This window comes from Pararobbsia alpina, from assembly GCF_902859895.1.
Lineage (GTDB): Bacteria > Pseudomonadota > Gammaproteobacteria > Burkholderiales > Burkholderiaceae > Pararobbsia > Pararobbsia alpina.
The window spans coordinates 350,128-364,068 of the sequence record NZ_CADIKM010000002.1; the positions used below are offsets into that span (position 1 = coordinate 350,128).

15 protein-coding genes are annotated in these 13,941 nt (G+C 64.4%); 9 read left to right on the top strand and 6 right to left on the bottom strand.

Annotated features, from left to right (window positions below):
* Nucleotides 1–28: 28 nt before the first annotated feature.
* From slmA to HV670_RS03700, 6 genes are read left to right on the top strand one after another with little or no spacing between them, the layout of a single operon-like run.
* Nucleotides 29–709 (top strand): nucleoid occlusion factor SlmA, encoded by a 681-nt coding sequence (slmA, locus tag HV670_RS03675; protein ID WP_175103270.1) that lies wholly within the window; start codon nt 29–31, stop codon nt 707–709.
* A gap of 3 nt (nt 710–712) precedes the next feature.
* Nucleotides 713–937 (top strand): hypothetical protein, encoded by a 225-nt coding sequence (locus HV670_RS03680; RefSeq protein WP_175103271.1) that lies wholly within the window; start codon nt 713–715, stop codon nt 935–937.
* Nucleotides 938–955: 18 nt separating this feature from the next.
* Nucleotides 956–2,104: a homoserine O-succinyltransferase MetX gene (gene metX, locus HV670_RS03685; protein WP_175103272.1), complete on the top strand. Its 1,149-nt coding sequence runs from the start codon at nt 956–958 to the stop codon at nt 2,102–2,104.
* Complete coding sequence (gene metW / locus HV670_RS03690) at nt 2,101–2,724, top strand: methionine biosynthesis protein MetW (RefSeq protein ID WP_175103273.1); 624 nt, start codon at nt 2,101–2,103, stop codon at nt 2,722–2,724. Before metX ends, metW begins: the two co-directional genes overlap by 4 nt.
* Before the next feature lie 19 nt (nt 2,725–2,743).
* Nucleotides 2,744–4,057, top strand: coding sequence for an AmpG family muropeptide MFS transporter (locus HV670_RS03695; protein WP_175103274.1), 1,314 nt, complete (start codon nt 2,744–2,746; stop codon nt 4,055–4,057).
* Complete coding sequence (locus tag HV670_RS03700) at nt 4,054–4,965, top strand: M48 family metallopeptidase (protein ID WP_175103275.1); 912 nt, start codon at nt 4,054–4,056, stop codon at nt 4,963–4,965. The genes HV670_RS03695 and HV670_RS03700 overlap by 4 nt, the downstream gene beginning before the upstream one ends.
* On the opposite strand, the gene HV670_RS03705 is transcribed toward HV670_RS03700, so the two are convergent.
* The 6 genes from HV670_RS03705 to gatC all read right to left on the bottom strand — a co-directional run bounded on the left by HV670_RS03705 (nt 4,944) and on the right by gatC (nt 10,472).
* The gene (locus tag HV670_RS03705) at nt 4,944–5,387 is read right to left on the bottom strand and encodes a PGDYG domain-containing protein (protein WP_175103276.1); all 444 of its coding nucleotides are present in this window, start codon (nt 5,385–5,387) and stop codon (nt 4,944–4,946) included. The genes HV670_RS03700 and HV670_RS03705 overlap by 22 nt on opposite strands.
* 8 nt (nt 5,388–5,395) lie before the next feature.
* Nucleotides 5,396–6,172 carry an exodeoxyribonuclease III gene (locus HV670_RS03710; protein WP_175103277.1) on the bottom strand — a complete coding sequence of 259 codons (777 nt, stop codon included), beginning with the start codon at nt 6,170–6,172 and terminating at the stop codon, nt 5,396–5,398.
* A gap of 57 nt (nt 6,173–6,229) precedes the next feature.
* Nucleotides 6,230–7,081, bottom strand: coding sequence for a PPK2 family polyphosphate kinase (locus HV670_RS03715; protein WP_175103278.1), 852 nt, complete (start codon nt 7,079–7,081; stop codon nt 6,230–6,232).
* Between the two features lie 49 nt (nt 7,082–7,130).
* Nucleotides 7,131–8,609 (bottom strand): Asp-tRNA(Asn)/Glu-tRNA(Gln) amidotransferase subunit GatB, encoded by a 1,479-nt coding sequence (gene gatB / locus HV670_RS03720; RefSeq protein WP_175103279.1) that lies wholly within the window; start codon nt 8,607–8,609, stop codon nt 7,131–7,133.
* Nucleotides 8,606–10,099: an Asp-tRNA(Asn)/Glu-tRNA(Gln) amidotransferase subunit GatA gene (gene gatA / locus HV670_RS03725; RefSeq protein WP_175103370.1), complete on the bottom strand. Its 1,494-nt coding sequence runs from the start codon at nt 10,097–10,099 to the stop codon at nt 8,606–8,608. Before gatA ends, gatB begins: the two co-directional genes overlap by 4 nt.
* A gap of 73 nt (nt 10,100–10,172) precedes the next feature.
* On the bottom strand, nt 10,173–10,472 hold the full coding sequence (gene gatC / locus HV670_RS03730; protein WP_175103280.1) for an Asp-tRNA(Asn)/Glu-tRNA(Gln) amidotransferase subunit GatC: 300 nt from the start codon (nt 10,470–10,472) through the stop codon (nt 10,173–10,175).
* Nucleotides 10,473–10,936: 464 nt separating this feature from the next.
* On the opposite strand from gatC, the gene HV670_RS03735 reads away from it, so the two are divergent.
* The 3 genes from HV670_RS03735 to mreD all read left to right on the top strand — a co-directional run bounded on the left by HV670_RS03735 (nt 10,937) and on the right by mreD (nt 13,927).
* A complete protein-coding gene (locus HV670_RS03735) occupies nt 10,937–11,980 on the top strand; it encodes a rod shape-determining protein (protein ID WP_175103281.1) in 1,044 nt (347 codons plus the stop codon).
* Between the two features lie 169 nt (nt 11,981–12,149).
* Nucleotides 12,150–13,418, top strand: a complete 1,269-nt coding sequence (mreC, locus tag HV670_RS03740; protein ID WP_175103282.1) for a rod shape-determining protein MreC — start codon at nt 12,150–12,152, stop codon at nt 13,416–13,418.
* Nucleotides 13,415–13,927: a rod shape-determining protein MreD gene (mreD, locus tag HV670_RS03745; RefSeq protein ID WP_175103283.1), complete on the top strand. Its 513-nt coding sequence runs from the start codon at nt 13,415–13,417 to the stop codon at nt 13,925–13,927. Before mreC ends, mreD begins: the two co-directional genes overlap by 4 nt.
* Nucleotides 13,928–13,941: the final 14 nt, after the last annotated feature.

A 13,941-nucleotide genomic window follows, 5' to 3' on the forward strand; every position in this document is an offset into this window, starting at 1 on the left:
CGCTCTGGCGAACAACGAGGCGACCACTATGCAGCACACAATCTCAGAAGACGCTGCCGCTAACGGGGAAGGCCGTCCCGACCCGGCGGACAGCGGCCAGCCGGCGCGGGCCGCCACGGGGCGTGCGCCGCGGCTCAAGCCCGGCGAGCGGCGCGTGCTGATCCTGCAGACGCTCGCCGCGATGCTCGAAGCCCCGAAAAGCGAAAAGATCACGACCGCGGCGCTCGCCGCGCGGCTGTCTGTCTCGGAGGCGGCGCTTTATCGCCACTTCGCGAGCAAGGCCCAGATGTTCGAGGGGCTCATCGAATTCATCGAACAGACGGTGTTCGGGCTGATCAACCAGATCACCGGCAAGGAAGACAACGGCATCCTCCAGGTCCGTGCAATCGTGACGATGCTGCTCGGCTTTGCCGAGAAGAATCCCGGCATGACGCGCGTGCTGACCGGTGAAGCACTGGTCGGCGAACACGAGCGGCTCAACGAGCGGATCAACCAGACCATCGACCGGATCGAAGCGTCGCTGCGCCAGTGCCTGAAAGTCGCGGTCAGTTCGAAGGACGTGCCTCTACCACCGGACTACGATCCCGCCCAGCGCGCGAATCTCGTGATCAGTTTCGTGCTCGGCCGCTGGCAGCGCTATGCGAAGACCGGCTTCACGAAGCTGCCGGGCGAGCAGGCCGACGCGATGATCCGGATCATGCTGAACTGATCGGTGGGCATCAAGCTGGCATCGAGCGGACAGCACCCTTTGTCACCGGCGGCCGAGCGCCGGGCCGCTGCCATCGGCTATACTGAGAACCTGAGTAAACGCGCCGATTTGATGACACGATTGCGGGCGCGTGAACTTCCGGGCGGTTTCGACCGCGTGGAGGTTCGGACAAATTCGGCTAAAGCGGTCGTCGGCGGTGGACACCGCCTGCAACAGCCGACGCTTTAGCCACCTTTGGGTGGGGTCATGGATTTATCAATCGGCATTGTTGTTCCTCGTCAAATGGAGTTCGCCGAGCCGCTGCATTTACAAAGCGGCAGCTCGATCTCCCACTACAGTCTGACGATCGAGACGTACGGCACACTCAACGCAGAGCGTTCGAATGCCGTACTGGTTTGTCATGCCCTGAACGCCTCGCACCACGTCGCGGGCCACTACGCGGACGATCCGCAAAACCTCGGCTGGTGGGACAATATGGTCGGTCCGGGCAAGCCGCTCGACACCAACCGCTTCTTCGTGATCGGGGTCAACAACCTCGGCTCGTGTTTCGGCTCGACCGGCCCGATGAGCCTCGACCCGTTGACCGGCAGGCCTTATGGTGCGCGTTTCCCGGTGGTCACCGTCGAGGATTGGGTCAATGCGCAGGCCCGCGTCGCCGATGCCTTCGGCATCGACCGGTTCGCCGCTGTCATGGGCGGCAGCCTGGGCGGCATGCAGGCGCTTGCCTGGAGCATCCTGTATCCGGAGCGCGTCGGCCACTGCATCATCGTCGCCTCGACTCCGAAGCTTTCAGCGCAGAACATTGCCTTCAACGAAGTCGCGCGTTCAGCGATCCTGTCCGATCCCGATTTTCACGGCGGCGACTACTACGCGCATAACATCAAGCCGCGCCGCGGCCTGCGCGTCGCGCGGATGATCGGCCATATCACTTATCTGTCCGACGACGACATGGCCTCGAAGTTCGGCCGCGCACTGCGGCGCGCCGAGGGGGCGCTCGATGCCTACAACTTCAATTTCGAGGTCGAGTTCGAAGTCGAGTCATATCTGCGCTACCAGGGCGACAAGTTTGCCGACTTCTTCGACGCGAACACCTATCTGCTGATCACGCGCGCGCTCGACTATTTCGATCCCGCCAAGGCTTACGACGGCAACCTGACCGCGGCGCTGGCCGGCACGAGCGCGCAATACCTCGTGATCTCGTTCGGCACTGACTGGCGTTTCGCCCCCGCGCGATCGCGCGAGATCGTCAAGGCGCTGCTCGACCACAAGCGCGCGGTCACCTATGGCGAGATCGACGCGCCGCACGGTCACGATGCCTTCCTGCTCGACGATCCGCGCTATCACAACCTGGTCCGCGCGTATTACGAGCGGATTGCCGAGGAGGTCGGCGCATGAACCGGGAAAGCTACCGAAAGGTCATCGACAACCTGACGCCCCGCGCGGACTTCCGTGTCATCGCACGCTGGGTCGAGCCCGGCTCGAACGTGCTTGACCTCGGCTGCGGCGACGGTTCGCTGCTCGCGCTGCTTGGCGAAGAGCTCGACGTGCACGGCTACGGCATCGAGATCAACGATGCGGGCGTGCTCGAGGCCGCGCGCAAGGGCGTGCACGTGATCCAGCAGAACCTCGAGGACGGCCTGCGCCTGTTCGAGGACCAGAGCTTCGATCTCGCCATTCTTTCGCAAACGTTGCAGACGATTCACCAGACCGCGGCAATCCTGCGCGAGACGGTCCGCGTCGCGAAGGAGGCGATCGTCTCGTTTCCGAATTTCGGGTACTGGCCGCACCGGATGTCGATCCTGGGCGGCCGCATGCCGGTCTCGAAGACCTTGCCCTATCAGTGGTACAACACACCGAACGTCCGGGTGCTGACGATCCGCGATTTCGAGGCGCTCGCGCCCGAAGCGGGCGTGCGGATTCTAGACCGCGCGGTGCTTCATAACGGCGTCACAATCAGCTGGGGCCACAACTGGCGTGGTAGCCTTGCGGTCTACCGGGTGACACGCGCACCTTGAACACCGCCATCCATACCGCATGACCTCTGCGCAAGAAGACACGCTGGCTACCGCATCGACGCCCGCGGCGAGCGTCGCCACGGGCGATGCCGACCCCGGCGGCTGGCGCGTCTATCTGAACCGGCGGATGCTGATCTGCATCTTTCTCGGCTTCACATCGGGCCTGCCGTTGTTTGTCCTGATCAATCTCGTTCAGGCATGGTTGCGCTCGTCGGGCGTCGATCTACAGGCGATTGGCCTTTTTGCGCTGATCCAGTTTCCCTATACCTGGAAATTCATCTGGGCGCCGCTGATGGACCGGTTCGTGCCCTCGCTGCGAATTTGGCGTCCAGGGCGGCGGCGTGGCTGGATGCTGATCACCCAGTTGCTGGTGACGGCGGCGATTGCCGCGATGGGTTTTCTCTCACCGCACGATGCGCTCTGGACGATCGCGGCGCTGGCCGCGCTGCTCGCTTTTTTCAGCGCAAGCCAGGACATCGTCCTCGACGCCTACCGGCGCGAGCTGCTGCCCGATCGCGAGCAGGGCCTCGGCACGGCGATTCACGTCAACGCCTATAAGGTGGCCGGACTCGTGCCCGGTTCGCTCTCGCTGATCCTAGCCGACCACTTGCCCTGGTCGACCGTCTTCCTCGTCACGGCAGCCTTCATGCTGCCCGGCATCGTCATGACCCTGGTGATCGATGAGCCCGAGGTTCGGGGCACACCGCCGAAAACGCTCGAACAGGCTGTCGTGCTGCCATTCCGTGAATTCCTCGCGCGCGACGGCTGGCGCGGGGCCGTGCTCGTGCTCGGCTTTATCTTCCTGTACAAGCTCGGCGACAGCATGTCGACCTCGCTTGCGACCTCGTTCTATCTCGATCTCGGCTTCACGAAGACCGAGATTGGCGTGATCGCCAAGACGGTGGGCTTCTGGGCGAGCCTGGCCGGCGGCCTGATCGGCGGAATCTGGCTGGTCCGGCTCGGGATCAACCGTGGGCTCTGGATCTTCGGTGTGCTTCAGATGGTGTCGTCGCTCGGATTCGCGTGGCTCGCACATCATGGCCCGACACCGACCGGGCTGGCGATCGTGATCGCGCTCGAAGCCGGTGCAGCAGGCCTCGGTACCGCCGCGTTCACGGCCTACATCGCCCGCGCGACCGATCCACGCTATACCGCGACACAGTTCGCCTTGTTCACGAGTCTTGCGTCGGTGCCGCGCACCTTTGCGAATGCAGGCGCAGGCTTCGCCGTCGCGCAGATCGGCTGGTTCGAGTTTTTCCTGGCCTGCGTTGCGCTCGGTGTGCCGGGCATGCTGCTGTTGCCCCGAGTCGCACCGTGGAGCGCGCGTCGATGAAGATCACTGGCCGACTGTTCGGCAGCCTGTTCACCGTGGCCGCCTGTGTTGCCGCATCGCTCGTGTCGGGCGCCGGTGCCGACGCGAGTGTCCTGGGCGCGGAGGAGATGCCGCATCTCGACAGCCGCGATCCGAATGGCGATCTGCGGGTCGGCAATCCGATGGCGATGCGCGGAGGCGCGGCCGATGCGATGCTCGAGCAGATCGCGGCGATCGAATACCGGCAACTGATCGCCGATGCGACCGTGCAGCGGCGCCTGCTGCCGCAAACCGACTCACGCGTGAGGCGTGTGCAGGCCGTAGTCGACAGCCTGATGCCTTACGCGCTCAAATGGAACGACCGCTCGCGCAACTGGAACTGGGAAGTCAACCTCGTGCGTGCGCCGCGGCTCGACGCGTATTGCATGCCGGGCGGCAAGGTCGTCGTCTTCACGGGGCTGCTGGAACGGCTGCGTCCGTCGGACGATGAGATCGCGATGCTCATCGGCCACGAGATCGCGCATGCACTGCGTCAGCATGCACGCGTGATGATCGACGATCGCATGCTGCGCCAATACCGTGGCACACCCAGCGCGCCGCAGTTGTTCGGCATCACGGACTTCGATTTCGATACGGGGGTCGGTTTCCCCGATGTGCGCTACAGCGCCGACGACGAGCGCGAAGCCGATGTGATCGGCACCGAGATCGCTGCGCGCGCGGGCTACGATCCACGCGCCGCGCTCGCATTCTGGCAGCGCGTCGCGGCACTCGACCGGCGCATGCCCGTCGAACTCGCGGCGGAGCATCCCGTGACGGCGGGCCGGCTCGACGACCTGCGCCGGCGTCAAGTCGACATGCTCGCACTCTACGCGAAGGCCGTGCACCTTTCGGTCAATGCCTTGCCTGCCTATGGCAAGCGGTCGAACTGAGCGCGATAGACCTGCTGAAACCGGGCGTTCTCGACCACCCCGTAATCGCCCGGTGCGTACTGCATTACCCAGTCGTGCGCGAGTCCCTTGAGCAGGTCGCCTCCCGCCTCGCGGGCGATCGTGAACGGTTCGGCCATCTGCCTGGCAAGGACCGGCAGCGGTTTGGCGCGGTGGGGGCCGTCGCCGCCCGGCAGGCCCGGCGCGACGGGTTCGTACTTGAGATCGAAGCGCTCGCGCGACACGCTCCAGCGATCGCCGGTCGAGCCGGTGATCAGCGCGTCCCCCGCACGATAGCGATTCGGCCCCTCGCGGCTGATCAACTCGCCGGCCGCGGGCGCGAAGACGACCGCGACGACTTCGACTTTCACATATTCGCGCGCCTGCGGATCGGAGCGCAGGTCGATATTCGCAAGTTCGAGCATGGTCGAGGCTATCCGAGGTTCCAGTCGTACTCGATGGTCAGCGGCGCGTGGTCGCTGAACTTGACGTCCTTGAAGACCGACACCGTTTTCGCCTGGGCGGCGACCGCCGGCGTCGCGATCTGGTAGTCGATGCGCCACCCGACGTTCTTCGCATAGGCCTGGCCGCGCTGGCTCCACCACGTGTACTGTTCGGCGCGCGGGTCGAGCGAGCGATGCACGTCGACATAGCCGACCTTGTCGAACAGTTCGGTCAGCCATGCCCGCTCCTCGGGGAGGAAGCCCGAGTTCTTCAGATTGCCTTTCCAGTTCTTGAGGTCGATTTCCTTGTGTGCGATGTTGATGTCGCCGCACAGGACGACCTCGCGCGTCTCCTTGAGCGCCATCAGATGTGGCATGAACGCGGCCATGAAGCGGAACTTTGCCTGCTGCCGTTCTTCCGAACTCGAGCCCGACGGCACGTAGACCGAGACGACGGAGAGCTTGCCGTAACGCACTTCGACATAGCGGCCCTCGGCATCGAATTCCTCACTGCCGAAGCCGATGATGAAATCATCGGGTTCGTGCCGCGCATAGAGACCCGCACCGCTATAGCCCTTCTTGACCGCGTGCTGGAAGTAGCCTCGATAGCCATGGGGTGCAAGGAACTCGGGGGTCATGTCGTCTTGCTGAGCCTTGAGCTCCTGGACACAGACGATATCGGCCTGATGCGAGCCGAACCAGTCGAAAAAGCCCTTCCTGGCAGCCGACCGGATCCCGTTCAGGTTGGCTGCGACGATCTTCAACATGCAATGATCCTTTGTACTTGTTGTGCGTAGTGACTTGTCGCGGAGTTTGCGATCCGCCTATTCGACCTTCACGCCCGCGAGTGCGACCTTGCCCGGTGGATACTGCAGATCGAGCTTGCGCATCGTTTCGGCGAGGATCGTCGCGACCATGAGATTGCGATGTGATTTCGAATCAGCCGGAATCACATACCACGGCGCCTCGGGTGTCGACGTTGCGGCGAGCGCATCCGCATAGGCAATCTGGTAGTCGTCCCATTGCTTGCGGGCGTCGAGATCGCTCGGGTCGAACTTCCAGTGCTTGGTCGGATCGTCCACGCGTGCCTGCAGACGCTCGCGCTGTTCGTCCTTCGAAATATGAAGGAAGCATTTGACGATGGTCGTGTTGCTGTCGACGAGCAACGATTCGAAGGCGCGGATGTGTCCGTATCGGCGTTGCAGTGCCTTCTCGTCGAGGGCCCCGAGCACGCGCGGCACGAGCACATCCTCGTAGTGGCTGCGGTTGAACACGGCGAGCTCGCCACCCGCGGGCGTGTAACGATGGATGCGCCAGAGGAAATCGTGCGCGCCTTCGTCGAGCGTCGGCGCACGGAACGCGGCAATGCGCAGTCCGAGCGGATCGACCTCGTGGAACACGGCACGGATGGTGCCGTCCTTGCCGCTCGTATCCATGCCTTGCAAGACGAGCAGCACGCGTTCGCGTGTCTGCGCATGCATGCGATCCTGCAGCACATCGAGCTCGGCGCCGATTTCGGCGAGCGCCTGCCGGTCGCCGTCCTTCGACCCGGTCGAGAAGGGTTTCGCGGCGCAGTCATAGGCTGCCAACTCGAAGCGCTGCTTCGAGATGTCCTTGTCGGCGGTCTTGTCGTTGAAATACGGTACGCGGAAATCGTCCAGCTTTGGCTTCGACATGGCTACTCCTGGTACGTATTGCAGGGATAAGGTGCCGCGATCGTGAGGATCACCCCGTGAGCTTCTGCCTGAGCAAATCGTTGACCTGCTGCGGATTGGCCTTGCCCTTGGTCGCCTTCATCGCCTGCCCGACCAGGGCGTTGAACGCCTTTTCCTTGCCCGCGCGGAATTCCTCGACCGACTTGGCATTGGCCGCGAGCACATCGTCGATGATCTTCTCGAGTTCGCCCGTATCCGAGATCTGGCGCAGGCCTTTTGCCTCGATGATGCGGTCCGCCGCGCCGTCGTCGCTCGCGCGCTCGTCCCAGATCGCCTGGAAGACTTCCTTGGCGATCTTGTTCGAGACCGTGCCGTCGGCGATCCGCGAGATCAGGCCGGCGAGCTGCGCCGCACTGACGGGGCAGGCATCGATCTCGAGCCCCTCGCGGTTCAGTTGCGAGGCGAGCTCACCCATGATCCAGTTCGCGGCCGTCTTCGCGTGCGCGACGCCGGCCTTCGAGACGACTGCCTCGAAGTAGGCCGAGGCCGCCTTGGAGGCGGTCAGCACACCCGCGTCGTAGCGCGCGAGACCGTACTGATCCGCAAAGCGCTGCTGCATGGTTTCGGGCAGTTCGGGCAGTTCGGCACGCACACGCTCGATCCAGGCCGCGTCGATGGCAAGCGGCATGAGGTCGGGGTCCGGAAAATACCGGTAGTCGTGCGCGTCTTCCTTACTGCGCATCGAGCGCGTCTCGTGGCGATCGGGATCGTAGAGGCGCGTTTCCTGCACGACGGTGCCGCCGTCCTCGATCAGTTCGATCTGGCGGCGTACCTCGTAGTTGATCGCCTCTTCAAGGAAGCGGAACGAGTTGAGGTTCTTGATTTCCGCGCGGGTGCCGAACGCCTCCTGGCCCATCGGCCGGACCGAGACGTTCGCATCGCAGCGGAACGAGCCTTCCTGCATATTGCCATCGCAGATGCCGAGCCAGGTCACGAGCGTGTGCAAGGCCTTCGCGTAGGCGACCGCCTCGGCGGCACTGCGCATCACGGGCTCGGTGACGATTTCGAGCAGCGGCGTGCCGGCGCGGTTCAGGTCGATGCCCGTCATGCCTTCGAAGTCTTCGTGCAGCGACTTGCCCGCATCTTCTTCGAGATGGGCGCGCGTGAGCTCGACGACCTTTTCGTAAGCCGGCTTGCCGGTCTTCGCGTTCGCTTCGACCTGGATCGTCAGCGAGCCGCCCTGCACGACGGGAATCTCATACTGGCTGATCTGATAGCCCTTGGGCAGGTCGGGATAAAAGTAATTCTTGCGCGCGAAGATCGAGCGCGGCGCGATCGTCGCACCGATCGACAGGCCAAAACGAATGGCCCGCTCGACTGCGCCGCGGTTCATCACAGGCAACGTGCCAGGCAGCGCAAGGTCGACGACCGAAGCCTGCGTGTTCGGCTCGGCGCCGAAACGCGTCGGCGCGCCGGAAAAAATCTTCGAGGCCGTCGCGAGCTGTGCATGCGTCTCGAGGCCGATCACTACTTCCCATTGCATAGTCATACTCCCGCCGTGGCGGGCACAGGCGCCCGCAGATGCCAGTCCGTCGCCTGCTGGAACGCATCGGCGACCTGCAGCATCCGGCTTTCGTCAAAGTAGTTGCCGACGATCTGCAGCCCGACGGGCCGCCCGTTCGCGCCAAAGCCGCAAGGCACGCTCATGCCCGGCAGGCCCGCGAGGCTGGTCGACAGCGTGTAGATGTCCGCGAGGTACATCGCGACCGGATCGTCGCCCTTCGCGCCAAGGTCCCAGGCCACCGTCGGTGCGACCGGTCCCATGATCACATCGCATTGCGTGAAGGCCTGCTGGAAATCGTTCGCGATGATGCGGCGAATCTTCTGGGCTTGCAGGTAATACGCATCGTAATAACCGTGGGACAGGACGTAGGCGCCCACCAGAATGCGGCGTTTGACTTCCTCGCCGAAGCCTTCGCTGCGCGATTTCTTGTACATATCGAGCAGGTCGCCGTACTGCGCGGCGCGATGTCCGAAACGCACGCCGTCGAAACGCGAGAGATTCGACGAGGCTTCGGCGGGCGCGATCACATAGTAGACCGGGATCGACAGTTCGGTCTTCGGCAGCGAGACGCGCACGCGCACCGCGCCGAGCGCTTCATATTCCTTGAGCGCGGCATCGATCGCCGCGCGCACATCGGGCGCGAGTCCTTCGCCGAAATATTCGTCGGGCAGGCCGATGCGCAAGCCGGCGAGCGGGCGGGCCGCATCCGCGCTGCCGTTCCATCCCTTGCCGAGGTGGCGCGTGAAGTCTTCATCGGGATGTTCGAGGCTCGTCGAATCGCGCGCGTCGAAGCCCGCCATGCCGTTGAGCAGCAGGGCGCAGTCCTCGGCCGAGCGGGCAAACGGGCCGCCCTGGTCGAGCGACGAGGCGAACGCGATCATGCCGTAGCGCGATACGCGGCCATAGGTCGGCTTGATCCCGGTCACGCCGGTGAACGAGGCGGGCTGACGAATCGAGCCGCCTGTGTCGGTGCCGGTCGCAGCGGGCACGAGGCGCGCGGCGACCGCGGCGGCCGAGCCGCCCGACGAGCCGCCGGGCACGGCGCGGCGATCCCAGGGATTCCTCACGGGGCCGAAGTATGAGTTCTCGTTCGACGAGCCCATCGCGAACTCGTCCATATTCGTCTTGCCGACGCAGACCATGCCCGCTGCGGCCAGGCGTTCGACGACGGTCGCATCGAACGGGCTCCGGTAACCCTCGAGCATCTTCGAGCCGGCCGTCGAGTTCCAGCCGCGCGTGACGAACACGTCCTTGTGCGCGATCGGCAGGCCGAGCAAGGGGCTCGTGTCGCCGCGCGCCAGCCGTGCATCCGCGGCTTCGGCGGCCGCCAGTGTCTGCGCGGCGTCGAGGCCGATAAACGCATTGAGTTCGCTCGCCGCCTCGATCGCGGCCAGCGACTCGCGCGCGAGCTCGACCGCGGACACGGTCCGGGCGGCCAGCGCGGCGCGCAGTTCGGTAAGACTCTTTTCAACCATCATGGGCAGTCCAGTTCACTGATTCGTTGTTCGAGCAGGGCATCGTGCGCGGCGGGGCGCACCCGTGCACCGCTCACTCGAGCACCTTGGGCACCAGGTACAGGCCGTCCCGCACGGCCGGCGCCGGCTGTTGGTTGGCGGCGCGGTCGATCTGCGCGGTCACGGCATCGTCGCGCAGGCGCAGTGCGACGGGCTGGATCTGTTCGATCGGGTGCGCGAGCGGGGCAATGCCCTTCGTGTCGACCGCCTGCATCTGCTCGACCAGCGTGAAGAAATGATTGAGCTGCGCGAGCGTGTGCCCGGCCGCGTCATCGGCCAGTTCGAGACGCGCCAGATGCGCGATCCGTTTGACGTCGGTCAAAGTGAGGGACATGCGATCACCGGAAAAAAAGAGTCAGAAGCGCCACCGATGTGGCTGCGACAATGCGCGGGCGGCAGGAACATCGGGGCGGGAAAACACCAGCAAGAACAAGGCGGAGCGTTGGTGGTTTCCCTTCAAAATAGCCAAAATTATAAGGTATGATTACGCCCGAAACCCAAATCCGGTCGAGCTTACTCTCGCCTGACACCTGCCGAAGAATCGTGAGCGAGTCACGAGCGATCGGCGGCCGAACGAATTGCAAGAACCTGGACTTCATGTTCATGTGTTCTTTGGCCGCATCGCAGGCTGCCCGGAGCAGCCCAGGGAATGTGACGGGAACAGCAAGGCCGGTACAGTCATCGGCAGCTTCGAGCACGCGCGAGCGTCTTTATCAAGATGTCTTGCGGTCCCCCGAAGCTGTTATTTTTTTCCGCTGTCGGCGTTCATGCGTCCGACCCGAAGCGACAGGATTTTGAATGCTTGGTTTTCTGCGCAGTTATTTCTCCAACGATCTGGCGATTGACCTTGGCACCGCAAACACGCTGATTTACATGCGCGGCAAAGGCATCGTCCTCGACGAGCCGTCGGTCGTCTCGATCCGGCAGGAAGGCGGCCCGAACGGCAAGAAGACGATCCAGGCAGTCGGCAAGGAAGCGAAACAGATGCTTGGCAAGGTGCCGGGCAACATCGAGGCGATCCGCCCGATGAAGGACGGCGTGATCGCCGACTTCACCGTCACCGAGCAGATGATCAAGCAGTTCATCAAGATGGCGCACGAGTCGAGGATGTTCTCGCCCTCGCCGCGCATCATCATTTGCGTGCCGTGCGGCTCGACCCAGGTCGAGCGCCGCGCAATCAAGGAAGCCGCGCATGGCGCGGGCGCTTCTCAAGTGTATCTGATTGAGGAGCCGATGGCCGCGGCGATCGGCGCGGGCCTGCCGGTTTCGGAAGCGACAGGCTCGATGGTGGTCGACATCGGCGGCGGCACGACCGAGGTCGGTGTGATCTCGCTCGGCGGCATCGTCTACAAGGGTTCGGTGCGGGTGGGCGGCGACAAGTTCGACGAGGCGATCGTCAACTACATCCGCCGCAACTACGGGATGCTGATCGGCGAACAGACCGCGGAAGCGATCAAGAAGGAGATCGGTTCGGCGTTCCCGGGTTCCGAAGTCAAGGAAATGGAAGTGAAGGGCCGCAATCTCTCCGAGGGGATTCCGCGCAGCTTCACGATCTCGAGCAACGAAATTCTCGAAGCACTGACCGATCCGCTGAACCAGATCGTCTCGTCGGTCAAGATCGCGCTCGAGCAGACGCCGCCCGAACTCGGTGCGGACATCGCGGAACGGGGGATGATGCTGACGGGCGGTGGCGCGCTGCTGCGCGATCTGGACCGGCTGCTCGCCGAAGAAACCGGCTTGCCCGTGCTCGTCGCCGAGGACCCGCTGACGTGCGTCGTGCGCGGCTCCGGCATGGCGCTCGAGCGGATGGACAAGCTGGGCAGCATCTTCTCGTACGAATGACGCCACGACGTTGAAGCCGGTCAGACCGCCGGTGCACCGCTACGCTGCCGCCACAGCCTTCGGGCTGCGTGTCGGTCAGCGCTTCCAGCGCTGCGGCCCGAGCGGTTGCCGGCCTCGCCACGCGTATTCAACCCGTTTCCGTTCTCTGTAACCTCGACCGGCGCCGACCATGGATTACAGTCCGCCGCCACTCTTCAAGCAGGGCCCCTCTGCGCTTGCGCGACTGATATTTTTCGTCGCGCTCGCGTTGGGCCTGCTGATTTCCGACGCACGCTACCGGACGCTCGATTCGATCCGCGAGGTCATCGGTACGGGCCTGTTCCCGCTGCAGCGCGCCGCACTGGTGCCGCGCGATGTCGCCCTCGCCATCGCGGATTTCTTCGTGACCGGCACCTCGCTCCATCAGCAGAACCAGTCGCTCAAGGCGCGCAATCTTCAACTCGCGCTGCAGGGCAGCCAGGCGCAGCAGCTCGAGGCGGAAAACGCCCACCTGCGTGCGCTGCTCGAGCTCACCCGGCGTTCGTCGATCCAGAACGTGCCGGCCGAGATCGCCTACGACACGCGCGATCCGTTCACCCAGAAAGTGATCATCGATCATGGTTCGGGTGCCGGCATTCAGCCCGGCGCACCCGTCGTCACCGAGAGCGGCGTGATCGGCCAGGTCACGCGCGTCTATCCCCTGCAAGCCGAAGTCACGCTGCTCACCGACAAGGATCAGGCGCTACCCGTGCAGCTCTTGCGCACGGGGATTCGCAGCGTGATCTACGGCACCCCGGGCGGCGACGGCCTCGACCTGCGCTTCGTGCCGATCTCTGCAGACGTCAAGGTCGGCGATCAACTCGTGACGAGCGGGCTCGACGGCGTGTTTCCGGCGGGGCTGCCGGTCGCGCGCGTCGTGCGTGTCGATCGCAAGACGGATACGGCTTTTACTCATGTGCTGTGCGAGCCCGTGTCACCGATCCATGGCGAGCGGCAGGTCCTCGTGCTCCATTACGACAATGTGTTGCTGCCGCCGCCGCCCGATAGCGCCGTCGGCGAACAGCTTGGCCTTGCCGATTCCAAATCGAAGAATGCGAAAGATGCGAAGGGTAAAGCCGCCGTGGCTGGCAAGACGGTGAGTGTCAGCGACGCGGCTGGAGCGGCTGCGTCCGCCGTGTCCGCCGTGCCGCAGGTCTGGGCTGGCACGGTGACCTTCGACGGTGCCGCGGCGGGCCACGTAAAGGGGCGTGCAATGGGACAGGCTGCCACCGCGGCTGCGTCGGCGGCTTCCTCCAGCAAGGCGGCGATCGCCGCCGTGAGCTTGGTCGCGTCCGGCCCCGCCGCTCAGGTACCGGCCAGCCAGGCAACTGCCAGGGCGCCCGCCGGTGCGTCCTCGGCCCGCGCGCCGGGTCGTGAGACGCAACCGCGTCTTCCCGCGCACGGAGGAATCGACGAATGAGCCGTCCGCTTTACATCCTGCTGCCGGTCAATCCTTCGTTCATCGCGTTCAGCCTTGCGGCAGCGTTCGTGCTGAACTTCCTGCCCTGGGGGCGGACCGTAGGCGTGCCCGATTTCGTCGCACTCGTCCTGCTGTTCTGGAATATCCATCAGCCACGCAAGGTCGGCATGGGCATCGCGTTCCTGCTCGGCATCCTGATGGACGTGCACGACGCCAACCTGTTCGGTGAACACGCGCTCGCCTACACCTTGCTGTCGTACGGCGCGATCTCGCTGCACCGGCGCGTGCTCTGGTTCTCGCTGCCGGTCCAGGCGCTCCATGTGTTGCCGCTGCTCGTGATTGCGCAACTCGTGCCCTTCGTCATCCGCCTGCTCACGGGGGCGGCGTTCCCGGGCTGGGGCTATCTGGTCGACGGATTCGTCGAAGCGATTCTCTGGCCCGTTGCGAGCCTGCTGCTGCTTGCGCCGCAGAAGCGCGCGGCCGATCCCGACGACACGCGGCCGATCTGATCGGCCCGCGCACA

Excerpts from the sequence above, each read along its gene's own strand:
- slmA (WP_175103270.1), top strand. The coding sequence starts at position 29 with ATGCAGCACACAATCTCAGAAGACGCTGCCGCTAACGGGGAAGGCCGT.
- metX (WP_175103272.1), top strand. The coding sequence starts at position 956 with ATGGATTTATCAATCGGCATTGTTGTTCCTCGTCAAATGGAGTTCGCC.
- metW (WP_175103273.1), top strand. The coding sequence starts at position 2,101 with ATGAACCGGGAAAGCTACCGAAAGGTCATCGACAACCTGACGCCCCGC.
- HV670_RS03695 (WP_175103274.1), top strand. The coding sequence starts at position 2,744 with ATGACCTCTGCGCAAGAAGACACGCTGGCTACCGCATCGACGCCCGCG.
- HV670_RS03700 (WP_175103275.1), top strand. The coding sequence starts at position 4,054 with ATGAAGATCACTGGCCGACTGTTCGGCAGCCTGTTCACCGTGGCCGCC.
- HV670_RS03705 (WP_175103276.1), bottom strand. The coding sequence starts at position 5,387 with ATGCTCGAACTTGCGAATATCGACCTGCGCTCCGATCCGCAGGCGCGC.
- HV670_RS03710 (WP_175103277.1), bottom strand. The coding sequence starts at position 6,172 with ATGTTGAAGATCGTCGCAGCCAACCTGAACGGGATCCGGTCGGCTGCC.
- HV670_RS03715 (WP_175103278.1), bottom strand. The coding sequence starts at position 7,081 with ATGTCGAAGCCAAAGCTGGACGATTTCCGCGTACCGTATTTCAACGAC.
- gatB (WP_175103279.1), bottom strand. The coding sequence starts at position 8,609 with ATGACTATGCAATGGGAAGTAGTGATCGGCCTCGAGACGCATGCACAG.
- gatA (WP_175103370.1), bottom strand. The coding sequence starts at position 10,099 with ATGGTTGAAAAGAGTCTTACCGAACTGCGCGCCGCGCTGGCCGCCCGG.
- gatC (WP_175103280.1), bottom strand. The coding sequence starts at position 10,472 with ATGTCCCTCACTTTGACCGACGTCAAACGGATCGCGCATCTGGCGCGT.
- HV670_RS03735 (WP_175103281.1), top strand. The coding sequence starts at position 10,937 with ATGCTTGGTTTTCTGCGCAGTTATTTCTCCAACGATCTGGCGATTGAC.
- mreC (WP_175103282.1), top strand. The coding sequence starts at position 12,150 with ATGGATTACAGTCCGCCGCCACTCTTCAAGCAGGGCCCCTCTGCGCTT.
- mreD (WP_175103283.1), top strand. The coding sequence starts at position 13,415 with ATGAGCCGTCCGCTTTACATCCTGCTGCCGGTCAATCCTTCGTTCATC.